General features: G+C 65.3%; 19 protein-coding genes and 2 pseudogenes. 8 read left to right on the top strand and 13 right to left on the bottom strand.

What is annotated here, in order from left to right:
• Positions 1-106: 106 nt before the first annotated feature.
• From ACW17U_RS03670 to ACW17U_RS03660, 3 genes are all read right to left on the bottom strand, one after another.
• Entirely contained in the window at positions 107-520 is a 414-nt protein-coding gene (locus ACW17U_RS03670; RefSeq protein ID WP_062148054.1) for a hypothetical protein, read from the bottom strand.
• 66 nt (positions 521-586) lie between these two features.
• Entirely contained in the window at positions 587-826 is a 240-nt protein-coding gene (locus tag ACW17U_RS03665; RefSeq protein WP_062148057.1) for a YgaP family membrane protein, read from the bottom strand.
• 427 nt (positions 827-1,253) lie between these two features.
• A complete protein-coding gene (locus tag ACW17U_RS03660; RefSeq protein WP_492054888.1) occupies positions 1,254-2,381 on the bottom strand; it encodes a serine hydrolase domain-containing protein in 1,128 nt (375 codons plus the stop codon).
• Positions 2,382-2,486: 105 nt separating this feature from the next.
• Between ACW17U_RS03660 and ACW17U_RS03655 the strand changes: the two genes are divergently transcribed.
• Positions 2,487-3,410, top strand: coding sequence for a LysR family transcriptional regulator (locus tag ACW17U_RS03655; protein ID WP_492054887.1), 924 nt, complete (start codon positions 2,487-2,489; stop codon positions 3,408-3,410).
• Between the two features lie 64 nt (positions 3,411-3,474).
• Here the strand turns inward: ACW17U_RS03655 and ACW17U_RS03650 are convergent, their stop codons facing one another.
• Positions 3,475-4,152, bottom strand: a complete 678-nt coding sequence (locus ACW17U_RS03650) for a DUF2189 domain-containing protein (RefSeq protein WP_492054886.1) — start codon at positions 4,150-4,152, stop codon at positions 3,475-3,477.
• 308 nt (positions 4,153-4,460) lie between these two features.
• Between ACW17U_RS03650 and ACW17U_RS03645 the strand changes: the two genes are divergently transcribed.
• Complete coding sequence (locus ACW17U_RS03645) at positions 4,461-5,837, top strand: pyridoxal phosphate-dependent decarboxylase family protein (protein ID WP_492054885.1); 1,377 nt, start codon at positions 4,461-4,463, stop codon at positions 5,835-5,837.
• Between the two features lie 295 nt (positions 5,838-6,132).
• The gene (locus ACW17U_RS03640) at positions 6,133-7,491 is read left to right on the top strand and encodes an erythromycin esterase family protein (RefSeq protein WP_492054884.1); all 1,359 of its coding nucleotides are present in this window, start codon (positions 6,133-6,135) and stop codon (positions 7,489-7,491) included.
• A 16-nt stretch (positions 7,492-7,507) separates the two neighbouring features.
• Here ACW17U_RS03640 and ACW17U_RS03635 read toward each other — a convergent pair whose 3' ends face one another.
• Both ACW17U_RS03635 and ACW17U_RS03630 read right to left on the bottom strand, forming a co-directional pair.
• Positions 7,508-7,984, bottom strand: coding sequence for a MarR family winged helix-turn-helix transcriptional regulator (locus ACW17U_RS03635; protein WP_492054883.1), 477 nt, complete (start codon positions 7,982-7,984; stop codon positions 7,508-7,510).
• Complete coding sequence (locus ACW17U_RS03630) at positions 7,977-9,113, bottom strand: Acg family FMN-binding oxidoreductase (RefSeq protein WP_492054882.1); 1,137 nt, start codon at positions 9,111-9,113, stop codon at positions 7,977-7,979. Before ACW17U_RS03630 ends, ACW17U_RS03635 begins: the two co-directional genes overlap by 8 nt.
• Positions 9,114-9,242: 129 nt before the next feature.
• On the opposite strand from ACW17U_RS03630, the gene ACW17U_RS03625 reads away from it, so the two are divergent.
• Positions 9,243-10,655 carry an MFS transporter gene (locus ACW17U_RS03625; protein ID WP_492055785.1) on the top strand — a complete coding sequence of 471 codons (1,413 nt, stop codon included), beginning with the start codon at positions 9,243-9,245 and terminating at the stop codon, positions 10,653-10,655.
• A gap of 90 nt (positions 10,656-10,745) precedes the next feature.
• Entirely contained in the window at positions 10,746-11,366 is a 621-nt protein-coding gene (locus tag ACW17U_RS03620; protein ID WP_492054881.1) for an SOUL family heme-binding protein, read from the top strand.
• Positions 11,367-11,447: 81 nt separating this feature from the next.
• Here ACW17U_RS03620 and ACW17U_RS03615 read toward each other — a convergent pair whose 3' ends face one another.
• Positions 11,448-13,274 (bottom strand): DUF885 domain-containing protein, encoded by a 1,827-nt coding sequence (locus ACW17U_RS03615; RefSeq protein WP_492054880.1) that lies wholly within the window; start codon positions 13,272-13,274, stop codon positions 11,448-11,450.
• Positions 13,275-13,458: 184 nt separating this feature from the next.
• Positions 13,459-15,087: an ABC-F family ATP-binding cassette domain-containing protein gene (locus tag ACW17U_RS03610; protein WP_492054879.1), complete on the bottom strand. Its 1,629-nt coding sequence runs from the start codon at positions 15,085-15,087 to the stop codon at positions 13,459-13,461.
• Between the two features lie 225 nt (positions 15,088-15,312).
• Between ACW17U_RS03610 and ACW17U_RS03605 the strand changes: the two genes are divergently transcribed.
• On the top strand, positions 15,313-16,002 hold the full coding sequence (locus tag ACW17U_RS03605; protein WP_492054878.1) for a nitroreductase: 690 nt from the start codon (positions 15,313-15,315) through the stop codon (positions 16,000-16,002).
• A gap of 2 nt (positions 16,003-16,004) precedes the next feature.
• Here the strand turns inward: ACW17U_RS03605 and ACW17U_RS03600 are convergent, their stop codons facing one another.
• The 5 genes from ACW17U_RS03600 to ACW17U_RS03580 form a co-directional block, all read right to left on the bottom strand.
• A complete protein-coding gene (locus ACW17U_RS03600) occupies positions 16,005-16,991 on the bottom strand; it encodes a HupE/UreJ family protein (RefSeq protein WP_492054877.1) in 987 nt (328 codons plus the stop codon).
• Complete coding sequence (locus ACW17U_RS03595) at positions 16,988-17,833, bottom strand: peptidyl-prolyl cis-trans isomerase (RefSeq protein WP_492054876.1); 846 nt, start codon at positions 17,831-17,833, stop codon at positions 16,988-16,990. Before ACW17U_RS03595 ends, ACW17U_RS03600 begins: the two co-directional genes overlap by 4 nt.
• Positions 17,834-17,836: 3 nt before the next feature.
• Positions 17,837-19,732, bottom strand: a complete 1,896-nt coding sequence (locus ACW17U_RS03590; protein WP_492054875.1) for a DUF3604 domain-containing protein — start codon at positions 19,730-19,732, stop codon at positions 17,837-17,839.
• Between the two features lie 474 nt (positions 19,733-20,206).
• The gene (locus ACW17U_RS03585) at positions 20,207-20,719 is read right to left on the bottom strand and encodes a hypothetical protein (protein ID WP_062148101.1); all 513 of its coding nucleotides are present in this window, start codon (positions 20,717-20,719) and stop codon (positions 20,207-20,209) included.
• A gap of 169 nt (positions 20,720-20,888) precedes the next feature.
• Positions 20,889-21,275 (bottom strand): response regulator, encoded by a 387-nt coding sequence (locus tag ACW17U_RS03580; RefSeq protein ID WP_062148103.1) that lies wholly within the window; start codon positions 21,273-21,275, stop codon positions 20,889-20,891.
• A gap of 284 nt (positions 21,276-21,559) precedes the next feature.
• Between ACW17U_RS03580 and ACW17U_RS03575 the strand changes: the two are divergent.
• Positions 21,560-22,000, top strand: a pseudogene (locus ACW17U_RS03575) (protoglobin domain-containing protein); the annotation flags it as partial.
• Positions 22,001-22,096: 96 nt separating this feature from the next.
• Positions 22,097-22,921 (top strand): annotated as a pseudogene (locus ACW17U_RS03570) (methyl-accepting chemotaxis protein); the annotation flags it as partial.
• Positions 22,922-22,923 lie beyond the last annotated feature (2 nt).

Genomic DNA, 22,923 nt, shown 5'->3' with positions numbered 1-22,923 from the left:
AGACATGGAGCCCGGGTCACCGCCCGAGCTCGGGCTCGCGCCCGGGCTCGAGGGACCATCACAGGGCTGGCTCGTCCAAGGAAAGCGCCGGTCGCAGGGCGCAGACCTAAGCCGGGATTTGTGGCGCAGTTCTTTCAGATGGCAGAAGCTGAAGGATGCCAAAGCCTAGCTCGATGACGAGAAAGCCCCACAGCAGGGGACTGGCCCCGCTTGCCAGGGCATGGATCATCGCTGCGCTGAACATGAACCGGGTGGCAGCGTCGTAGCGGCCCATCCAGACCATGCCGGATCGCAAACGCAGCACCGCCCAGACTATGACCACCGAGCCCAGGAAATTTGCAAAGAGGACACCTTCGGGCGGCAGGGGCTGGAGAGGCCTTAGGCCAAGGGACGCATGGATATTGCCGAACAGCGTGTAGAGCAGAGCCAATGTCCATGGCGTGGCAAAGACCCCGGTGATGGCGATGTCATACCAGGCGCTGGCCATGAATACGCGTCTATAGGTGGCAGAGCTGAGCATTCGTGTACCTCTGAAGGTTTGTCCCGATCGATCCGCTCCAGTAAAACAGGAGCCCGTTCGGGTTCTTTATTTCTCCGATAGTTGTTTCGTCCGTTGCTTAACGGGACAAGTTGACACACCAATCAACTTGTATCCGAGGCAGGTGCCGACCAAGGCCGTACCGATCATGTATGCACCGGTGAGGGCGAACCCGACCGAAACCATCAGGGGCACGGGGGCGATGAAGGCGGCGATAAACAAAGCAAAAGCAGTAATTGCGCGAAGGGCACGGTCGGCACTGCCGAGGTTCTTATTTACGGAAAGCACTATTGTAATCCTTGTTCGTTTCCAGGGGACGAATTATTGAATTTCGAAATTCTCATATTGTACTATTTGCATTTGAACTGATGCTTGACATTTACATACATTCTTGAGTGATTAGATGAATACGTGCACGGTTTTGAATATTTATGAGAGAATATTCGACTTAAATTGACCATACCCCCTTATCAACTTCGGCAATTTAGAGGCTTCGTGTGAATTACTAAATCCCGCGGTCAATGCGACGGCGGCACGATCTCTGAAATCAACGCCGGTGATCTTGAGCCTTCGCAAGGACCTCGAATACTTTCCAACCGCTTCGCTCGTGCAGAGCCCCCCACAGCGTGAGTCTCACGACGGAGACGCCGGGCCTTCTCTGAGATTCTCGGAAGACCCTCGACGAGGTTGACGCCGCCGCAGGTTGGCTGACCGGTCATGACGCGGGCGGAACAGCCGGGGCGAGGGTCTGAATGACGGCGCGGGCTGCGGCCTTGACGGCCACGTCGCCACCCATCGTTTCAGCGGCGTTGGCCACGGCAAGTACGCCGTTCTCACGACCGGGGAACAGGGCCACGAAAGCAAACCAGTTGCCGTCGGAGCCGCCGTGGGTGAGGGCGGGACCGACCCGGCCGGAGATCTGTGGCGGGACGCCCCAGCCCATGGCAACGATGCTGTCGCCGCGCGGCGTGTGCATCAGTCGATAGGTTTCAGCCTTGAGCAGCTTGCCGCGCCCCGCTTCGCCGGCCATCTGGTCGATACAGAACCTGGCCCAGTCGGTCAGGGTCATGCGTATGCCGCCTGCCGGCAGGAGCATCTGCGGGTTCCCGTCCCCGGCCACGGCGCGGCGTCCATCGATGTGGCCGGAGGTCTCACCGGCGCGAGGGGTCTGGTTGAAGACAGCGGTCGTCATGCCCAGGGGGCCAAAAACCTCCTCTTGCATCAGCGTCTCGTAGGACTTTCCGGTCGCCTTCTCGGCAATGGCACCCGCTAGGATCAAGCCGGTATTGGAATAGCTGGGCTTGCCGCGGACCGGACCGACGGGTGCATCGGCAACCGCCAGGCGCAGATAGGCCATACGTTGTTCGTGTAGCGGCCGGGTATCCGTGAAAAAGGTCCGGAAGAAAGCTTCATCGCTGTGGTTCTCCGGCAGACCCGCCCGATGCGACATGAGGTCCACCAGGGTGACGTCGCGATATTCGGGACGCATCTGCGCCACCAGGTCGGGCAGCATCGCCGACAAGGGTGCCTCCCAGCTCAGCACGCCGCGCTCGACGAGCCGGGCGATCATCGTGACGGTCATTGCCTTGCTGTCGGACCCCAGATTCCACAGGTCTTCGACGGTCGCCGGCGTTGCTGACCCCAGCGCGTCAATGCCGGCCACCGCCTGATCGACGACCTGACCGTTGCGGATGACCAGCACGCCGACGGCCGGGACGGTCTTGCCCTCCATGACGGCAGCCAGAGTCGCAGGCAGGGCTGGCGTCCCGTCGATCTTCTGGGCTTGGCTCGGGGTGGCGGCCAGGATGGCGCCGAAGCAGAGGATAAGGCCGAGACGGGTCATGGGGGCTCCAACTGTGCCGTTGTCGAATGTTCTCCCCGGTCTTTAATCCATGTGCCTGTGTCCTTAGGAGACGGCTCCTGCGCATGTCTGCTATACGTGGAGCGTATGGCCACGCTCGACGACCTCAACCTGCTAAGAACTTTCGTGCGGATTGCTGAAGCTGGAAGCATTTCAGCGGCGGCACGCTCGCTGCATACCACCCAGCCGACCTTGAGCCGGCAACTCCAGCAACTGGAAACCCTCCTGGGCGCCCCGCTCGTGCAGCGCGACTCCCACAGCATGAGCCTCACGGCGGCAGGCCAGCGCATGCTCGTGGATGCCCGGGAGATCCTGGACCACGTTCAAGCCGCCACGCTGCGCGCGAACGGTGAACATTCATCGCCGCGAGGACATCTGCGCGTGGTGACAACGATTGATATGGGCCAATACCATGTCGCCCCGCTGCTGGCCCGGCTGCGTGAGCAGTGCCCGCAGTTGACCGCCGAAATGCACGTGACAAATCGCCCGGTGAAATTCGTCGAGGAGGGGTTCGATTGCGGCGTGCTGGTCGGCGCCATCACCGACGACACGCTCGTCGCCAAACGTCTGCTGGAAAATCCCCGCGTGCTGGTCGCAGCACCCGCGCTGGTGAAGCAACTGGGCATGCCGGAGAAGCCGGGTGACCTCACAGCGTGGCCGTGGGTCGGACTGCTTGGCGCGCATTTCCTGATCGACAATTCCGTCCCGTTCACAAAGGGCGGCAAGACCGAGACGGTGAATTTTGATGCCGCGCTTCGGCTGGACGGCGTCACCTCCATGCGCGCCGCATTGCTGGCCGGAGCGGGGGTTGCAGTGCTGCCGCACTTTTCGGTGCGCGAAGCGGTCGCCGGAGGCACGCTGCAGCTCCTTCTGCAGGACTGGACTATTCCACCCGTCGCCTTTCACGCCGTCTATCTCGCATCACCCTTTGTGCCCGCGAAGGTCCGCGCCTTCGTGGATTTGTGTGTGCAGGAAATGCCGGGAAGATTCGACGAACCAGACCGGTACTGACGGGTTAGGGCGTTAGACCGACGTCCAGTACGGACGGCGTAAGGCTGACAGCAGCAACGGGCCGTCAGTTGTCATCCACAAGGCTGCGGTAGGCGCGCCAACTGGCGAGGCCCAGCCAGGGAAAGACGAAGACCAGGGCGAGAAATCCCGTCGCGGCGGAGAGCAGAAGGAGCGCGGCGATGATCCCCGCCCAGAGCAGCAGCGGGAAGAAGTTGGCGTTGACGGCGCGCACGCTGGTCGCCACCGCCTCGAAAACGCTGGCCCGGGGGTTGAGCAGCATCGGCGCGGAGACGACCATCAGGGCGTAGGTCACGAAGGCCAGGGCCCCGCCGGTCAAGGTTCCGGTCAGCAGCATGACCCGCCCGTCACTGGAACCCAGGGCGAAGGCCACCAGGGCGTCCACGGTGGGGTGGCTCTGATAGGTCGACAGGCCGTAGACGATCTGGGCGACCCGACCCCAGAAGAAATAGATCAGCACCAGAAGCAGGCTGAGATAGGCGACGTCCTGGCGAAAGGCCGACCGGACGAAAAGGATCTGCATCAGGCCGGGGCGCTCTCCCAGGTCGATCCGTCGGCCGGCTTCATAGGGACCCATGGCCAGGATCGGGGCGACGATGACGAAGCCGGCGGTCAGGGCGAGGACCCAGAATGCTCCATTGGTGGCATAGACGCCGTAACACAGCGCGAAACTCGCGGCCGCGACGCCGAGACCGTAAACCAACAGCGGCACGGGCGCTTTCATCAGGTCTCCCCAGCCTTCGGCCAGCCAGCCGAAAGGCGCCGAAAGACGGATCGTCCTGATGGGCGGAAGTCTGCGAGGTGCGTCCATGATGGGTTCCCCTCGCCCTTGAGGATCGTTTCTGAGCGAGAAGGATGTCGCCGATCCGCCACGCTGGCAAGCATCGGGATTCGGCGAGCAGGTCGCGATACCGGGGAGGGACTCCTGCGGTCCGTTGGAGTTAGCCAGCCAGTTCCGGGCAAGGTGACTGTCCCGCCAGCCCGCTTTCGGGCACCAAGACTTGCTCCCGCGCCTATGATATCCGCCCGCGGATGGACAGCCTTGATATCGCCTTCGCCGAAGCCCGCCGCTATCTGGCCTCGCTGGACACCCGCCCCGTCGCCTCGCGCGGTACCCCTGCGGACATGCTGGCAGGGCTGCCGACGCGGTTCCCCTCGCAGGGCATGGCCGCCGCTGACGTGGTCCGAGCGATTGCGGCGGCGGCAGAGCCCGGATTGACCGCCAATGCCGGCGGACGGTTTTTCGCCTGGGTGAAGGGCGGCGCACTGCCGGCCGCCCTGGCCACCGACATGATGTGCTCGGCCTGGGACCAAAACGTGGTGCTGGCGTCGACGAGTCCCGCAGGGGCCGTTCTGGAAGAATTGGCCGGGCAGTTCCTGCTTGAGGCGCTGCGCCTGCCGGCCGATGCGAGCTACGCCTTTGTCACAGGGTGCCAGATGGCGCATGTGACGGCGCTGGCCGCCGCGCGCCACGCGGTTCTGGCGGACAAGGGATGGAACGTCGAGGTGCAGGGCCTGCACGGCGCGCCAGAGATCCGCGTCCTGGCAAATGCTCACCACCATTCGTCGGTCACGCGCGCCCTGCGCCTGCTGGGCCTGGGCAGCGACTGTATTGTGCCGCTTGGCGGCGACGCGCCGGGCCGGGTTTCGGCGGACGCACTGCGCCTTGCGCTGGCGGACGCACCACAGATGGCCACGATCGTCGTGCTCAACGCCGGTGACCTCAACATCGGTGCGTCGGATGACTTCGCGACGCTCTGCCCGATGGCGCAGAACGCGGGCGCCTGGGTTCATGTGGACGGTGCCTTCGGGCTCTGGGCCAACGCCAGCCCACGCCTGGCGTCGCAGGTCGCCGGGATCGAGCGGGCCGACAGCTGGGCGACCGACGGACACAAGTGGCTGAACACACCCTATGACTGCGGCATGGCGATCACGCGCCACCCCGACGCCCATAGCGCCGCCATGCGCATGTCGGCGGCCTATGTGACCACCGGCGGTGCGGTGCGCGATCCGATGGATTTCACGCCGGAATGGTCGCGTCGCGCCCGCGCCCTGCCGGCGCTGGCGGCCCTGATGGAGTTGGGCCGCGACGGGCTGGCCGCAATGATCGAACGTTGCTGCGACCATGCAGCGGCCATCTATGACGGGATCGTCGGACTGGAGGGGGCGGTCGGGATCGCCCGGCCGACCCTGAACCAGGGCCTGATCCGTTTTGACGCGCGCGACGGCGACAATCTCAGCGATGAAATGATCGCCGCCATCAATGCCAGCGGCGAGGCCTTTGTCAGCGGCGGCAGCTGGGACGGCGAGCGCGTGATGCGGATCAGCGTCTGCGGCTGGAACACGACCGACAACGACGTGGCGCGGACCGTGGCGGCGGTCGGCGCGGCGCTGACGCGTCTGCGCTGACGCCGGTTGGGAAGCGCGCGAGCTGGGTCTTCACACGCCGGGAGATGAAGGTCGCGGCCCCAGCATCGGATTTAAGGCGACGGATTTCGGGGACAGTGCACTTTTTCGCCCCTAGTCGGATCAGGAAGTCGCCCTAACTTCGATCGAGGCCGGCCAGCAAACATGACGATGGCCAGGCCGTGGCGCATTAGACCCGTCGAGCGGCGTTACGACCTTGCTCTGTCCCGGCCTGTCTTGCGATCCTTTGAAGACCGGCGTTACTTTCCCAGACTTGGGTCGCCGCGGGAGGCAGGAATTGGCCATCAAGACCAAGGTTTCCAGACGGGCCCTGCTGGGCACGGCGGGTGCCGGTCTGCTGTTTGCAGGCGGCTGGGTGGCGCTGGACAGCGCAAAACGCGGCGAGGTCGAAGAGCGGATACTGCCGTGGATCAGGGCCAATGCCCACGGCTTTGACCCAGCCCGGCCCGACAGCCTATGGAGCCTGGCGCTCGCCAGTGCCCTGGCCGGGGCCCGCATCATCGGTGTCGGCGAGGCGACCCACGGCAGCCATGAGGACGCTGTGGCAAAGGCGGCGATTATCAGGGGCCTTGTCGTGTCCGGCGCCGCCCGCGCTTTCTTCCTCGAGATCAACGCCCAGGCAGGACGTGAACTCGACGCCTTCATCCAGGGCGAAGCAGGAGACGCCTCAGAGCGCCTGCGAACGTCCCGCGCGTTCCGGGTGTTCAAGACGCGGGCGCTGGCCGACCTGCTCGGCTGGCTCAGGGACTGGAACCGCACGGCGCCGCAGCCCGTGCGCATCTTCGGCATCGACTGCCAGTCTACCGCCCAGGATGCCGCCGACGCCCTCGCCGCGCTCCGGCGGAGGGATCCGGCGGCAGCGGACCGGCTCGCCGCCCCGCTCGACCCGATCGTGTCCGCCCGAGCGCAGGGACTGCGGTTCCCCGCCCTGATCAAATCGCTCACCACGGCCCAATTGCAGGGCGCGATGGGCGCGCTGGAGACCCTGCGCGCCGCACTGGCCGTCCATCCCGACGATCGGGCCGCCCGCTACGCCGCCCGCACGGCCTGGCAGGGCCTGAAGGCGTTCGAACTGGAAACCAGCGACGGAAAGATCACAGGCGACGCCGACGCCTACTATGCGCGCCGCGACCAGTTCATGGCCGAGAACATCCTTGAAGCACCGGCCGACGGGCCAGGCGTGTTCTGGGCGCATAACGCCCATGTGGCGGCCGGTGGACCGCCCGGCTCCAGCTTTGTTGCTGCCGGCGGCCAGTTGCGCCGCCGCCTCGGCGACGGCTATCGTGCGGTGGTGTTCGAATACGGAGCCGCGCGGTTCAACGCCGTCCCGACCCTGCCCGTGGGCCCGCCGCCCAACGCCGCAGATGCGACGGCGGTCTTACGGTGGACGGATCGTCGGGGCCGGCTGGCGCAGCTTCTCGAGAAGGCCCGAGGCGGATCGTTCTGGGTGCCGCTGCGCGACCTGCCCGATGACGAGGCCGGAAGGGCCTGGCGCGCCCTGCCCTACAGGCTCGCCTGGCCCGGCTATGCCGCTACACGTTGGCAAGCCGCCAACCTTGATCCGACGATCCCGAGCGGATCCCTGTTCGACGTGGTCGTCTACATCGCCGAGTTGACGCCTTCCAGGCCTGTGTAGTGCCGGGGACACCGCGTCATTCCAGCCGGTTCTGGTCAAGCCAGGCCCGGACCTGCTCGATCTGCGGCAACAGGCTTTCCACCATGTCCCTGGGAATGGCCCCCGTGGCCTGCTGAAGGAACGGAAACGCGGCGCGCATCGATTCCTCGCGGGCGTCCCTGCCCTGGGGCGTGAGCAGCACCCGCTTCGAACGGCCATCGACGGCATCCGGCTCAATCCGGATGAAGCCCTTCTCCTCGAGCCTGGCCAGAGTGCTGGTCATGGTCCCGCGGGTGACCTGAAGGACGGCAGCCAGCTGGGCCGGCGTCCTGTTGTCCCCCATGCGCACGCTGTGGTTCAGGACCGTGAACTGCGCGCGGGTCAGGCCATGTGGCAGCACGCGTTCGAAAGCCGTTTCAGCCAGCTGGTTGATGATGCCGATCTCGGTCAGCAGGCGAAACAGCAGTTGCTCATGTGAGGGCTTGTCGGCCTCAGGGTCCGCAGGTTCAGGCAAGGTGGGCGTCCAGTCCGCGTCGGGGTGTCGGCCCGATCTCGGGGCCATAGCCGATACGATAGAGCATCTGAATACGCTTGCCGCCGCCGATCAGACCGTGGACTTCGCGGTACAGGTCCTTCATCTCGGCATATTCCTGCAGGGACTGGCTCCAGGGATGAACCCCGAGCCCGAGGCTGGTGGCCTTGAGATTGGTCCGGACATAGGCGCGGCCGGCATTGATCTGGTCCATCCGCGACCGGTTCTCATTGCTGATCCAGCCAAAGGCACGCGCGGACAGGGCCATCGAGCGATAGAGCTCCAGACCCTGCTGGAAGGCCGTCGACTTCGGATCCGCAAGGGTCTCCCGCGTCATGAAGCCCAGCCATCGCCCGGCCTCGAAGATCGGTCCCTCCAGCTCGATGCCGTCCGGATTGGCCGTGACTTCGGCGGCCCCGATCCGCATGAGATCAACCGATTCCTGGTTGGTCACCGGTGTCGTCACCTCCTTCTGGTGCGCGCGCCATGTCAGGTCACGCAGGTGCCCGGCGAGAGGCGTATTGCCGATGGTCTCCGACGACGCGCCGAACAGGCGCCCGGCCTCGGCCATCTGCCGGAGAGCGACGGCCGGAACGTCCCGGGGTTCATAGACCTCCTTGTTCGAGCGCCGGGCGAGGATCTGCGCAAACAGCGGGTCGGGGCTGACGCCGCCCTTCCTAAAGGACACATGTGCCACCGGCCGCTGGTCGAGCGTCTGCATGTCCTCGCCCTCCGGGAAGGGCGTGACCGTCGCCTGATAACCGTCCTGGGCGGCGGCCAGGACCAGCAGTTCGAGGAAGGCCCCGCAGCCGATGGTGATCTGGCGGTCGAAAGGGTCGGTGGCTGGCAGGCGGCGCTTGAGGTCGCAATAGAGGGTCAGGGCGTCCTGCCCGTCGAGCCTGACCCGCCAGGGCTGGCGGTTGTGCGGGTTGGGAGCAAGCAGGGCATAGGACAGGGCGCGGCGACGGAACTCGCTATACTGGCCGGCCTTGCGCCAGGGTTCGCGCGCGGCCTCGGAGGGACCGCTCGTGGCGATGATGCCGCCACCGGCCGCTGCCGCCAAAACGACCCCGCCCCCGATCAACTTCAGAACATTGCGACGCGACGTCATGAACGGCACCTTTTGTTTGATACCATATTATATTGGTTTGATGTCAAACCTTTGTCAAGGCCCGGCGACCTGCGACCCCCGGCCCGACTTGGCATGGCTCTTTCGGATCAAGTTGCTAAGGTGACCCAACTGAAGTGGGGTAAGGCCATAAGCGCTGAGGGCACAAACAGCGGCCAAGGGGCCCTAGGAACCTGGCGCCTGGCGGCCTTTGCCCTGCCCTGTGTTCCGGTGGCGGCGATGCTCATGCCTGTCGTCGTCTATCTGCCCAACTATTACGCCACGGATCTGGGCGTCAGTCTGACGGCGATCGGACTGGCCTTCGGCATCGTGCGGCTTTTCGATCTGTGGCTGGATCCGACCCTCGGGTTCCTGATCGACAGGACCAATACCCGCTTTGGCCGGTTCAAGCCCTGGCTGGTCGCCGGCCTGCCCATTGCCGTCCTCGCGGTCTGGATGCTGTTCATGGCGCGCCCGGGTATCGACGGAAACTACATCCTGCTCTGGCTGGTCCTCGGGTTTCTGGGCCAGTCCATGGCGACCATGGCGCACGTCACCTGGGCGGCCCGGCTGGCTCCGGAATATGGGCAGCGCGCGCGCGTCTTCAGTTGGTGGCAGGGGTTCACCGTCCTGGGCATGCTCATCGTGCTTGCCATGCCGCCGCTGATGAAACTCGGCTTCGGGCTTGACTACGGCCAGGGCGTGCGGGCCATGGGCTGGTTCGTGGTGCTAAGCCTGCCCGTAGCCATCCTTCTGGCCCTGTTGGCCGTTCACGAGCCGAAGTCGCCGCCGAACACCCAGTCTGCCAACTGGCGCCACTATCTGGATCTGATCCGCCGGCCATCGATCCTACGAATACTCGGATCGGACATTCTTCTGGGGACAGGCCCGGTCATCGCCGGAACCCTGTTTTTCTTCTATTTTGAAGCCATCCGCGGCTGGGACCGGTCTGAAGCCGGCCTGCTGCTGCTGCTCTATTTCATCGGCGCGCTGATGGGCGCGCCCCTCTGGGGGCGGCTTGGACTGGCGATTGGCAAGCACCGCGCCCTGGCCATCGCCTCAGCCGCCTATGCGGTCGCCCAACTGTCGGTGCTGATCGCGCCGGAGGGCCTGGTCTGGGGGATCGTGACCATGACCCTGGCCGGCCTGCCCTATAGCGCCGGTCCGATACTGCTGCGCGCCATGATGGCCGACCTGGGTGACGAAGAGCGCCTGAAGAGCGGCGTGGATCGCAGCGGTCTCATGTTTGGTTTGCTGAGCGGGGTCGTCAAGATCGGGTCTGCCGTCGCGGTATTTGCCTCCGTCAGCGCGCTGGAGGCTTTTGGCTTCAAGGCTGACCTGGGTGCCGAGAATGCGACCCAGGCCTTGCGGGTTCTCGCGATCAGCTTCGCCGTCGTGCCTGCCTTTCTGGCCCTGGCCGGCGCAGCCCTGATCACCGGTCACAGCCTGGACAAGGCTGCGCATGATGAGATCCGCAAGGCGCTTGAGGTGCGCGATGCCGCGCAGACCTCAGCGGAACAAAGGGCCACGCACACGAATTATTGAAAGTCGATGTTTCTGCTTGTCGATAATGCGTATGTGTCCCGGCTTCCGCAGGGCGTTTTGCCCTGCCGCACCGGACTCCCGGAGATACCCATGACGGCAAGACGCATCGTGTTGGGCGGGGCTATCGCCGCCGTGTTTCTAGGAAGCGTCGCCATGGCCGTGGAAGAACCTGCCTTCAAGCCGGTCCTCAAGGACGGGGCCTTCGAGGTTCGCGACTATCCAGCCCTGGTGGTCGCCGAGGTGACGGTCAGCGGCGATCAGAAACAGGCCGCCGGCAATGGCTTTCGCCTTCTGGCCGGCTACATCTTCGGCGGCAACCGGACCAAGCAGAGCATCGCCATGACCGCGCCCGTCGCCCAGGCCCCGGCCAGCCAGAAGATCGCCATGACCGCACCGGTGACCCAGATCCAGGGCAGCAAGGCCTGGGTGGTGCGGTTCACCATGCCCAGCGCCTATAGTCTGGAATCTCTGCCGACGCCGAACGACCCCAGGGTCCAGCTGCGCCAGCTGCCCCCGACCCGCTTTGCCGTGCTGCAGTTTTCCGGCCTGGCCCGCCCGGAGGCGGTCGCCGCCCGGACTGCCGAGCTTGAGAGCCTGGTCACCGCCCGCAAGCTGACGGCGGTCGGCCCGGCCGCCCTGGCCCAGTACAATCCGCCCTGGACGCCCGGCTTCCTGCGGCGCAACGAGGTGATGATCCCCATTGCCCGCTGAGGCCGGCCGCCGCCCAGTCGCCTGGATGCTGGCCCGGCGCGTCGGCCGGGCCCGCTTCAACGCCTCGCGATCATCGGCGCATCAGGAGGCTTTGGCGGTCGCCGCGATCCAGCGATTCACGCGGGTCTCAAGAACGGGAAGCGGCAGCGACCCGGCCGACAGCACCGTGTCATGGAAGCCCCTGAGGTCGAACTTCGCACCCAGCTCTCGGCGAGCCTTGTCGCGCAGTGCCAGGATCGTCTGCATCCCGACCTTGTAGGAGGTCGCCTGCCCCGGCATGACGAAGTAGCGGCGGATCTCCGAGCGGATCTTGGCGATCGGCTGGGGTGAGTTGGCGGTGTAGAAGGTCATGGCCTCCGCCTCGCTCCAGCCCTTGGCGTGGATGCCGGTGTCGACCACCAGCCGGATCGCCCGCCAGATCTCGCGGCCAAGCCGGCCGAAGTCGCTGTACTGTTCCTGGTAGAAGCCGATCTCCTTGGCCAGGCGCTCGACATAGAGCCCCCAGCCCTCGGCATAGGCACCGTAGCCGGCCTGGGTGCGGAAGACCGGAATGCCGGTCATCTCCTGGGCCAGCGAAATCTGCATGTGATGGCCCGGCCAGCCCTCATGGTAGGAGGTGCCCTCGATCTCGTAGATCGGCGTGGCGCGCGTATCGGACAGGTGGACGTAGTAGACACCAGGGCGTCCGGCCTCGAGCGAACCGGAGTTGTAGTGCGCCGCGCCGCCCGGCTCCGCGCGATAGGCCTCGACCTGTTTCACGACCAGATCGGACTTGGGAATGCGACCGAAATACTGCGGCAGCTTCGCCTTCATCGCCGCCAGATGGTCCTCAGCCAGCTTGAGATAGCGCGCCCGGCCCGCGTCGTCGTTGGACACGTAGAAGCGATCGTCGGTGCGCATGAAGACGAAGAACTCTTCCAGTGTGCCGGCAAAGCCGATCCTGGCCTTCAGGGTCTCCATCTCGGCGCGGATCCGGGTGACTTCCGACAGGCCCAGCGCATGGATTTCGTCCGCCGTCATGTTGGTCGTGGTCTGCAGCCGCAGCATGGCGTTGTAGAAGGCTGCGCCATCCGGCAGCGCCACCGCGCCCCGGGGTTCGGCGGATGCCTTCTCGCGGTCCGACGCGAGCCAGGCGCCCAGCCGGTCGTAGGCGGGCTTCATCTTCGTGGTCATCGCCTCGGCGACCGCCTTCGTCAGCGTCTCAGCCCGGGCGTCGTCGATAGCCCCGGTCTTGCGGAGCGCCGCGATCTTGCCCTTGGCGTCGGCGAACAGCGCTGAGTCCGGACCGTCGCCGAACGGGGCGCCGACACCCAGGCGGCGCACTTCCTCGATCGACTGGTCATAGGCGAAGCGCGGCATCCGCACGCCGGCCGCCGCCGCCCGCTGGGCCCGGCCGAGCTCGCCATCCAGCGCCGGACCGATGGCCGCGACGCGGGCGACATAGGCTTCCATGTCCGCCGGCGTATCCACCCGGTGGGTGTTGATCATGAAGCCGGGCAGCCCCGTATGCGGCCCGCTGCGGCCGAACACATAGGCGTGGCCGCGCCAGCGAAACTCGTCCTCCTCGCGCTCCAGTTCGAGCGACCACATGTCGAACGAGGTGCGGGCGTCTTCGCCGAGGGTGGCCGGATCGAACCGGCGCTTCATCTCGGCCACGGACTTGCGGCGCCACTCCAGCCGGCGCAGGCGGCCGGCGTCCGAGCGGTCGGTCAGTTGATCATTCGCGGTCTTGCGGCCCAGCCGCGTGAGCCGCTCGGGCTCCATCGCCAGTTCCTGCTCGAAAGCCTCGTCGAAGAAGGCGGTCAGTAACTGGTCGGTGCCCGCGGTGGGCGTCGCCGCCAGGGCGGCCGGAGCCACGGCGGCTGTCGCCGCAAGGCCAAATCCGAAGTCGCGCCGCGATAGCCGCATGGGAATTCTCCTGACGAACGATGAACCGAGCCGACCCTAATGGGCTTCGACAGCCGGGGACAGCGGGGAGCGACTTCATCAGTGCGTCTTCCGGGGGACCCGCCTGGCTGCGCGGCCGGCTATGACGAGACGTTCCGGCAGCTGGACGCACTGCCGGCGACGCTCGCCGCGTGAGGAGATCCCCCTAGCCGCCCGGGTGCAGGCCCGGGGCTTCCTGGCCCGTCCGGGAGACATATTCCGTATAGCCGCCGCCATACTGATGGACGCCCTCGGGGGTCAGCTCCAGCACGCGGTTGCTCAGGGCCGCCAGGAAGTGGCGGTCATGCGAAACGAACAGCATGGTGCCCTCAAAGTCGGCCAGGGCTGCGACCAGCATCTCCTTGGTCACCATGTCGAGGTGGTTGGTCGGTTCGTCCAGCACCAGCAGGTTGGGCGGATCGAACAGCATCTTGGCCATGACCAGACGCGCCTTCTCGCCGCCGGACAGGACCCGGCAGGGCTTTTCGACATCATCGCCGGAGAAGCCGAAACAGCCCGCCAGGGTCCGCAGCGCACCCTGCCCCGCCTGGGGGAAAGAACCCTCCAGGGACTCAAAGATCGTGTCCTCGCCGTCCAGCAGATCCATGGAGTGCTGGGCGAAATAGCCCATCCGGACACTGGCCCCGATATTGACCGTGCCCTGGTCGGGCTTGGTGTCGCCGGCCACCAGTTTCAGCAGGGTCGACTTGCCGGCACCGTTCGCCCCCAGGACGCACCAGCGTTCCTTGCGGCGGACCAGGAAGTCGAGGCCCTCATAGATCGGCCGCTCGCCATAGCCCTTGTGGACATTGCGCAGGCTGATCACATCGTCGCCGGACCGCGGCGGGCTCTGGAACTCGAACTGCACCGTCTGGCGACGCCGCGGGGCTTCGACCCGCTCGATCTTGTCGAGCTTCTTGACCCGGCTCTGGACCTGGGCGGCGTGCGAGGCGCGCGCCTTGAACTTCTCGATGAACTTGATTTCCTTGGCGAGCATGGCCTGCTGGCGCTCGTACTGCGCCTGGCGCTGCGCCTCGCCGAGCGCGCGCTGCTGGTCGAAGAAGTCGAGATCGCCCGAATAGGTGATCAGGGAGCCGGCATCGATCTCGATCACCTTGCCGATGATGCGGTTCATGAAGGCGCGGTCGTGCGAGGTCATCAACAGCGCGCCGTCATAGGACTTCAGGAAGGCCTCCAGCCAGATCAGGCTTTCCAGATCCAGGTGGTTGGAGGGCTCGTCCAGCAGCATGCCGTCGGGCCGCATCAGCAGGATGCGGGCCAGGGCCACGCGCATCTTCCAGCCGCCGGACAGCAGGCCAACATCGCTATCCATGCGTTCCTGGCTGAAGCTCAGGCCGGCCAGAACCTCGCGCGCCCGGGCGTCCAGGGCATAGCCGTCCAGTTCCTCGAAGCGCGCCTGCACCTCGCCATAGCTTTCGAGGATGGTGTCCAGTTCGTCGGCCTGGTCCGGATCGACCATGGCCGCCTCGAGACGGGCCATTTCGGTGGCCAGGGCGCTGACGGGGCCGACGCCGTCCATCACGGCGGCGACCGCGCTCTGGCCCGACATCTCGCCGACATCCTGGCTGAAATAGCCGATCGTCATGCCAGGATCGATCACGACCAGTCCGTCGTCGGGCTGCTCCTGACCGGTGATCATCCGGAACAGCGTGGTCTTGCCGGCGCCGTTCGGGCCGACTAGCCCAACCTTCTCCCCCTTCTGGACGCCCATCGAGGCGTCGATGAACAGGATCTGGTGGCCGTTCTGCTTGGAGATGTTGTCGAGGCGGATCATGGGGCGGTCTGCTAACGCGGGACGCGGCAGAAGACCAGCCTTGGTGCCGAACCTCGTCCACGCAAGCTGAGAGGATTACCAGCGCCAGGGCTCTGCTCAGGCCCCTTCGCTGTTCCTGGTACAGCCCTGTTTCGACCGCCGGGGCTGCCTAAGTCTTGCCGCCCCCCATTTGGCACCGCATAAATCCCTGCGGCTTTTCGCCAATAGCAGTTGCTCAGGGTTCCCATGCAGTTTGACGACGTGATCCTGGGTCGGCGGAGCATTCGCGGCTACAAGCCAGACCCCGTGCCCCGGGCGCTGATCGAGGAGATCATCGGCCTGGCGATGCGGGCCCCGTCGTCGATGAACTCCCAGCCGTGGAACTTCTACGTCCTTTCCGGCGAGCCGCTGGACCGGATCCGCGCCGGCAATACCGAACGCAATCTGGCGGGCGTGCCCCACTCGCGGGAGTTCCGCACCGGCGAAGGCTTTACCGGCCAGCACCGCGACCGCCAGGTCGGCGTCGCCAAGCAGCTGTTTTCCGCCATGGGGATCGCGCGCGACGACAAGGACGCCCGTCAGGACTGGGTCCTGCGCGGCTTCCGGCAGTTCGACGCCCCCGTCTGTGTGATCGTCACCTATGACCGGGTTCTGGCCGGCAGCGACGACACCCCCTTCGACTGCGGGGCCGTGGCCACCACCCTGGTCAATGCCGCCTGGTCGCGCGGCCTGGGGGCCGTGATCAACAGCCAGGGCATCATGCAGTCGCCCGTCGTGCGCGAGCATGCCGGCATCGCTGATGACCAGGTGATCATGAAAAGCATCGCCCTGGGCTGGCCTGATGACAGCTTCCCGGCCAATGCGGTGGTCTCGGAACGCAAGTCGGTGGCCGAGGCGACGGTCTTTGTCGGCTTCGACGAGGATCCGGCCGGCTAGTCTCAGGACAGCAGTCGCTCAAACACCCAGTAGGCGGCCGTGATGCCGATCCCGTAGGCGGCCACTCTCTGGGCCATGCGACGGCGTTCCGGGGCGAACCGGCGGATCAGGTCGAGCACCAGAAGGCCCGCGCCGACGATCACCAGCTGCCCGATCTCGACCCCGATATTGAAGGTCAGCAGGGCCGTGGGCACTTCGCGCTCGGGCATGCCGATCTCGGCCAGGGCCCCGGCAAAGCCGAAGCCATGCAGCAGGCCAAAGGCGAAGGCCACCAGCCAGGGGGCCCGCTCCGACAGGCGCGGCGGTCCCTCGGGCCGTGACTTCAGGATTTCGACGGCCAGAAAGACGATCGACAGGGCGATGCAGATCTCGACCGGCTGGCGCGGCACGCTGATCAGGTGCAGGGACGTGGCGACCAGGGTCAGGGAATGGGCGATGGTGAAGGCCGTGACCGTCTTGGCGATCCTCAGGCCACCACGCAGCAGCAGCACCAGGCTGAGCACGAACAGCAGGTGATCATAGCCGGCCAGAATGTGTTCGATCCCCAGCACCAGATAGGTGCGGGCCACCTGCAGCCGGTCGGGCACAGCGCGGATCTCCACCGCGGGCTGATCGGCCGTCAGACGGGCGACCTGCACCGGTCGGCCCTGAGGCGCGATCCGCACCAGGGCGTCGGAGAAGGCTGCATCCAGTCCGCTGAGCCCGACGGACCGGCCGGCCAGGCCGCGCGGACAGTCGAGCGACCAGACCTCGACCACGGCACCGCTGACCAGGGTCCGGACAGGCAGCGGGGCCCGGCAGTCTGTCGGCAGGGTCGGGGCGGCATGGGTCGCCAGACCGCCACGGATCGGGGCCTTCCAGACCATGCGCCAGGCCGTGGCGGAGGTCTGGGTCAGTTCCAGATAGCCCGGCCTCAGGTCATCGGCCCTCGCAACGCCCGTCAGGGCCAGCAGGGCCAGGACCAGGGCAACCGCCCGAGCCAGCCTCATCGAGGCCGCGCTATGACGACGTCATAGCCCTTGAGCAGGTCCTGATAGGCCTGGACTTCGCGCTGCGCCCGGGTGGCGGCCCGCCAGTCATTTTCGACAGCCTGACGCACTGTGGCCAGGTCAGGGGTTCGTCCGGCCTCGACGGCACTGACCCTGACCAGATGCAGGCCAAATCCGGACCGCACAGGGCCGCTCCAGCGCCCTTGCGCCGCGCTCAACAAGCCTTCCGCGAAGCCGTCGCCAAACTGCCGGTCGATCTCTGTTCGCGTGGCTCGCGACAGCCTGGTCGGGACCGACAGGCGCTGGCCGAGGCCGGCCGGACCGGCCCCGGCTGCCAGGCGCGCCAGGGCCGCGGAGGCTGCGGCCTGGCCGACCTCCTGATCGGTGGCTGAACCCAGATAGATCTGCTCGAAACTGACCTTGGGATCTTCCGAATAGAGGGCCGGATGGGCCTTGAGCCAGGCCTGCAGAACGGCGTCACTCGGCTTGACGCTCTCCAGCTGGTCGACGGCCAGGAACTCCATCTTCGAACGCAGCCGCCGCCGGACGACCGGATCGTCCTGCTCCAGTCCAAGCCGCAGGGCCTCGCGGTAATAGACCTCTTCCTGGACATAGTCCGAGATCAGGCCGTCCAGCTCGGCCGCCGTCGGCGGGCGATGCCAGGTCTGCATCCATTGGGTGCCGATGCGCTGGACCCGCGCTTCATCCACCTCGATGCGGCGGTCGCCCGGATCCGCATTGCCGCCCCACAGGGAGAACAGGGCAAAGATCAGGGCACCGGCCAGCAGAAACTGGGCCAGGGGCTCGCGCAACCCCTGGAGGACAAGCTGACGAAGCTTCATCGATCAGCCCCGGGGCGTGTACCAGATCGGTGAGGTATAGGCCCGCTCCTGGTCCTTCATCTTCACTTCGGGCCCCATCTTCACCTTGTAGCGGACAGCGTCATAGGCCACCCAGCGCGGGGTCGGGATCTCAAGCACCCGCACATAGTAGAAGGCCTTGAGGTTCGGATCGAAGTTCGGGTCGGTCCAGACCGTGGTCAATTCGGGCGCACCGATCGAATTGGCATAGGTGGCGGTGGCGAGGTCGACCGTGTCGCCGACCGGCGGCACCTTGCCGCCTTTTGGGACCCGCCGCGCCGCATCGCTCCAGACCACGTCATAGACCTGCTCGTGGGTGAGGCCGGCCTTGTCGACCCAGCCCTTGACCATCTGGACGCGGTCCAGATTGGCCCCGATCGGGTCCTTCAGGGCCGAGACGATAAAGACAGGGGCCTTGCCGGAACCAGCCTTCAGATCGGACCCCATGGGCACGCCGCGGGCATAGCCGGCCTTGACCCAGTTGGTCTTGAGATCATTGGCCGTGAAGTCCCAGCCGCCGAACACCCGCACCTGCATGCGCGGCCCGGTCGTGGCATAGACCTCGCGCTTCATCATCGCGTCGAAGATCGCAGCCCGCGTATTGGACTTGGCCCAGACGCCGGCATAACCGCCGGCCAGATAGTGATAGCCAAAGCGGCCCTCACGGCTGCCGAGGTTCTGGGGCTCCATGGCCCGGCCGGGGCGAGGCTCGACCCCTGCATGCTTGCCGAAGAAGTTGTCTTCATCCGCCGTCGCCAGGGCGGTGTGGGAGTCGGTCGAGCCGATCATGCCCATCTTGTACGGATTGACCCCGGTCTTGGCCTCGATGGCCAGGCCGCGTTTGAGCGCCTCGCGCACATAGTCGCCGGCCAGCATGTCGGGCGTCTTCTTGGATGACATGGGCAGGTTGCCAAGGTCCCAGCCGGCATCGCCAAAGTCGGCGAACTCGTCGTTCGGCGAGAGGAAAGGATGGGACTCGCTGTCGCCCTTGATCTGGGTCGCCTCGACGATCGGCTCACGGGCCGCGCGGCGACGGGCATAGTCCGCCGACATCGGGCCGCCATCAGGCCCCGTCAGTTCGAACATCAGGCCGTTGGACACATTGGAGTTGTGCGGAATGGCCAGGGCCTTGCCGCCGGTCGTCTTTTCGTAGGCGTCCATATAGTCCCACAGCATCGCCGCCGAGGTCCCGACCAGGGACGAATAGGGCACCACCTTGGAGGCCTCGGCCTTGCCGTCGCGGAACATCACCACGCGGTGAAGATTGTCGCCCTTCGGCATCAGCGTGTATTCGAAGCCCATGAAGGCGCTGAACTTGCCCGGCTCATTGTAGCGCTCAACGATCGACAGATGGTCGTTCCAGATCGATCGGGTGGCCTTTGCAGAACGCTTCGGATCGGTGATGTCGGGCGGAAGCGAGCCACTGGCAGCGGCGTCGATGAGTTCACCGGTCGCCCTCAGTGAGCCTTGCGGGCCCTCATGCATCATATCATGCCAGCGAAGAAGCAGCGGATTTCGCAGCAGGAAGCGCGGCGCGTCATAGATCTTGCGGGTAAAGCCCAGGCCGTCGGAATGGTCGGCAATGACGAGGAAGTCCAGCGGGCGGGCCAGCTTGGCCTTCATGCCGCCGGTCGAGGTTACTTCTTCACCCCGCGCAAAGCGCAGGGCCTCTTCCGAACCCAGGCGAACCCCGAAGCCGAAGGCATCGACCGAATTGCTGGTGTGCAGGTGGGTGTCGCCCCAATAGACCCGTTCGGGATAGGCGGTTTCGACTACGGCAGACTTGCTGTTCCCGCTCACCTTGGACCCGACCTGATCGCAGGCCGCCAGTCCGAGCACGCAGCCGCCGGCTGCAGCCATGGCCACAATGGTCTTTTTCATTTGCCCCCCCTCAGGACCTTTTTATGGAGCCTAGACCTGTCGGAGGGTCAGATGCACGCGCGATTTGCAGTCTTGCGGCTCGGATCGTGCCACAATCTTCCGAATTCCCACTGCACCCGGGCGACCAGGATCGAACGAAAATCCCCGCCATTCAGGCGCAAACGAACGAGACCGATGCTCGACCCGCTCTGATTGGCAACATCATGCTCATGCGTGAATTCGAAGAGGATATGTTTCCTCTGATAGCGCCTGAAGGTTTTCTGGTCTTTGCCCCATAACCAGCCCGACCTATCTGGGACGCGTGAAGCGATGCCGCTTCTGCCCCTCCTGGGCGTTTCCTCCCTATCTCTGGGCCCGGCGGCTGCGTCGGGCCTTTTTTTTCTGTCCCGGTGGTCAAGGAGGCTGGAATAGAGATGGGCAAGGCTCGGGAGTCATCCCGTCCCAATGGTCCGCACCGGCCACGGGGAGCGGCCTCTAGCCGAAGAGTGCGTCGATCTGGCTTTGGGTGACGTCGGGCCCGTTCAGGGCCGGCCCGTTGATGGTCTGCTCGCGGTACAGTCGCTCGGTCTCGGTCTCAGCCACCGGCGTATCGACCACGCCGGCGCTGGTGGCAACGCGGTTCAGGCGAACTTCCAGGGTTTGCAGGAGGTCCGAAACCTTGCTCAGCCTCTGGCCGATCAGGTCATGAAAGCCGCAGGCCTCCAGAATGGCGATGGCATGACCCTGGACCTCGGGTGGCACGGGAACCGGAGCGGCGAGGATGGCTTCGGCGGATGTCAGGATCTTTTCGACCCCGGCCTCGGCCTCTCGTCGGAGGGCACCAATCTCGGCCAGGACGGCTGGCAGGCGCACGGCCCCCATCTGATGGGACCCAAGGCTACCGATCACCGCGCGCAGCGCGGTCAGGCTCTCATGCAGCGATGCAATCTCGCTGGATGCCGGCCGTTCGGCGCTTTCGGCGGAGAAAGGGTCAGGCGCTGGGCGCATCGGCAAGGTCACTGATGGATCAACTCCCAGAACATTTTCCGACAAGTACGAAGTGGGTATCCGATCGAAGAACGCTCTCAACTATTGGTTCACAGCCTTGTTTCGCCCGACCCGGATGACGCCATCAGGTCGGAATGGGCATTCGGCTGCGGGTCTGCCCCGCCGGATGTCAGAACTCGCCGAAGATGGTCGACATCTTCTGCTTCAGGGTCTCGGCATTGAAGGGCTTGACGATGTAATTGTTGGCCCCGGCCTGTTTGGCGGCGACGACGTTTTCCGTCTTGCTCTCGGCCGTGATCATGATGAACGGCGTGCGGCTCATGCCGGCGTCGCCGCGCACGGACTTGAGCAGGTCGTAACCCGTCATCGGCTCCATGTTCCAGTCGGAGATTACCAGGCCATAAGGCTTGCGCTTGAGCTTGCCCAGGGCCTCTTCGCCACTCGCGGCTTCGTCGAGATTGTCAAAACCAAGCTGTCGCAGCAGGCTGTGAACGATCCGGATGGTGGTCTTGTAGTCATCGACAACAAGGATAGGCATTGAAGCGTCGGCGGCCATTCTGTCCTCCAGGAATACGGTCAGGCATCACCAGAACACAGGTCTGTAAAAATATGCTTGTGATGCCATCTGGGACATCTTGACGCACCCGATATGGGTATTCATCCGCGAGGCTCGGCCGGGGTTCTTGCATAGAAGCAGCAATTCCGATTTCGCGGCCGCAAAGACCTTGCATTGAGCGCTTGACCCAATGCTGACAGGTCCGTGTGGGGAGCAACCCGTAACTGACAATTAACTAACAAGGACCAGCCTTCGAGTCAGGTTTCCTCTCTAGGAATAGGCCCATGGCTGGCGACGACATGATCGACCAACGACTCGACTTCCTCGGGATCGACCGCGAGGCGCGCAGCGCCCTGCGATCGGCCAGCAGTCTTGTCGCCAAGGAATTGCCCGGCGTTCTGGATAAATTCTACGACAAGGTCCGCTCGACCCCGGACGTTCGTCGCTTCTTCAGTGGCGACGGCCAGATGGATGGTGCCAAGTCCGCGCAGTTGCGCCATTGGGCCTCTATCGTTTCCGGCAATTTCGACCAGCAGTACATCGACAGCGTCCGCAAGATCGGCCTCGTCCATGCGCGCATCGGCCTGGAGCCTCGCTGGTACATCGGCGGCTATGCCCAGCTGATGGAAGGCCTGATGCGCAAAATGATCGCCGAGGCCTTCGGCGGCGGCGTCATGAAGATCGGCCGCCGCAAGGGGGGCAAGGATCTGGCCGATCAGATGACCGCCGTCATGAAGGCGGTTCTGCTCGACATGGACTATTCGATTTCGATCTATCTGGAATCGATCGAGGGCGAAAAGCAGCGCGAGATGAATGACCTGGCCGAACGCTTCGAGGCCAGCGTCGGCAAGATCGTGGGAAGCGTCGCCGACCAGGCCCGGGAGCTGGAGGCGACGGCGCGCGCGATGGCCGACACGGCGACCCGCACAAGCGAGCAGTCCACCACCGTCGCCGCCGCTGCCGAAGAAGCCACGGCCAATGTCGCCATCGTCGCCTCTTCCTCGGACGAGATGGGCAAATCGGTCGCCGAAATCGCCCAGCAGGTCAATCACTCGACCAATATGGCGGGCCAGGCCGTGCTGCGGGCCCAGGCCACCAGCGAGACCATCGATCGCATGTCGCGCTCGGCCGAGAAGATCGGCGAAGTGGTCCGGTTGATCAGCGACATCGCCGGCCAGACCAATCTGCTGGCCCTGAACGCAACGATCGAAAGCGCCCGGGCCGGCGAGGCCGGTCGCGGCTTTGCCGTCGTTGCCGCCGAGGTCAAGAGCCTGGCCACCCAGACCGCCAAGGCCACGGAAGATATCTCCAGCCAGATCAGCGAGATCCAGCTGATCACGGGAGATACCGTGATCGCCATCGCCGACATTCAGCGCACCATCGATGAGATGAATACGGTGTCGGTCGCGATCAATGCCGCCGTCGAGCAACAGTCCGCAGCGACCCGCGAGATCGCCCGCAATACCAATGAGGCGGCCAATGGCACCCAGGACGTGTCGCGCAATATTTCGGAAGTCCTGCTTGGGGCCAATCAGACCGGGGCCGCATCGCAACAGGTGGTGATGGCCTCGCAGGAACTGGGGCGCCAGGCCTCGACCTTGCGGGCCGAGGTCGACGCCTTCCTGCGTTCCGTGCGAGCCGCCTGATC

It is taken from the genome of Caulobacter sp. AVps16 (assembly GCF_058681455.1).
The sequence above is the reverse complement of the archived record's forward strand: the minus strand, read 5'-3'. Positions and strand labels throughout refer to the sequence as shown.

What these genes read in the sequence shown, in the direction of transcription:
- ACW17U_RS03615 (WP_492054880.1), bottom strand. Translation starts at nt 13,274, where the DNA reads ATGCGGCTATCGCGGCGCGACTTCGGATTTGGCCTTGCGGCGACAGCC.
- ACW17U_RS03595 (WP_492054876.1), bottom strand. Translation starts at nt 17,833, where the DNA reads ATGAAGCTTCGTCAGCTTGTCCTCCAGGGGTTGCGCGAGCCCCTGGCC.
- ACW17U_RS03630 (WP_492054882.1), bottom strand. Translation starts at nt 9,113, where the DNA reads ATGACGTCGCGTCGCAATGTTCTGAAGTTGATCGGGGGCGGGGTCGTT.
- ACW17U_RS03645 (WP_492054885.1), top strand. Translation starts at nt 4,461, where the DNA reads ATGGACAGCCTTGATATCGCCTTCGCCGAAGCCCGCCGCTATCTGGCC.
- ACW17U_RS03650 (WP_492054886.1), bottom strand. Translation starts at nt 4,152, where the DNA reads ATGAAAGCGCCCGTGCCGCTGTTGGTTTACGGTCTCGGCGTCGCGGCC.
- ACW17U_RS03610 (WP_492054879.1), bottom strand. Translation starts at nt 15,087, where the DNA reads ATGATCCGCCTCGACAACATCTCCAAGCAGAACGGCCACCAGATCCTG.
- ACW17U_RS03590 (WP_492054875.1), bottom strand. Translation starts at nt 19,732, where the DNA reads ATGAAAAAGACCATTGTGGCCATGGCTGCAGCCGGCGGCTGCGTGCTC.
- ACW17U_RS03670 (WP_062148054.1), bottom strand. Translation starts at nt 520, where the DNA reads ATGCTCAGCTCTGCCACCTATAGACGCGTATTCATGGCCAGCGCCTGG.
- ACW17U_RS03585 (WP_062148101.1), bottom strand. Translation starts at nt 20,719, where the DNA reads ATGCGCCCAGCGCCTGACCCTTTCTCCGCCGAAAGCGCCGAACGGCCG.
- ACW17U_RS03620 (WP_492054881.1), top strand. Translation starts at nt 10,746, where the DNA reads ATGACGGCAAGACGCATCGTGTTGGGCGGGGCTATCGCCGCCGTGTTT.
- ACW17U_RS03600 (WP_492054877.1), bottom strand. Translation starts at nt 16,991, where the DNA reads ATGAGGCTGGCTCGGGCGGTTGCCCTGGTCCTGGCCCTGCTGGCCCTG.
- ACW17U_RS03605 (WP_492054878.1), top strand. Translation starts at nt 15,313, where the DNA reads ATGCAGTTTGACGACGTGATCCTGGGTCGGCGGAGCATTCGCGGCTAC.
- ACW17U_RS03655 (WP_492054887.1), top strand. Translation starts at nt 2,487, where the DNA reads ATGGCCACGCTCGACGACCTCAACCTGCTAAGAACTTTCGTGCGGATT.
- ACW17U_RS03660 (WP_492054888.1), bottom strand. Translation starts at nt 2,381, where the DNA reads ATGACCCGTCTCGGCCTTATCCTCTGCTTCGGCGCCATCCTGGCCGCC.
- ACW17U_RS03580 (WP_062148103.1), bottom strand. Translation starts at nt 21,275, where the DNA reads ATGGCCGCCGACGCTTCAATGCCTATCCTTGTTGTCGATGACTACAAG.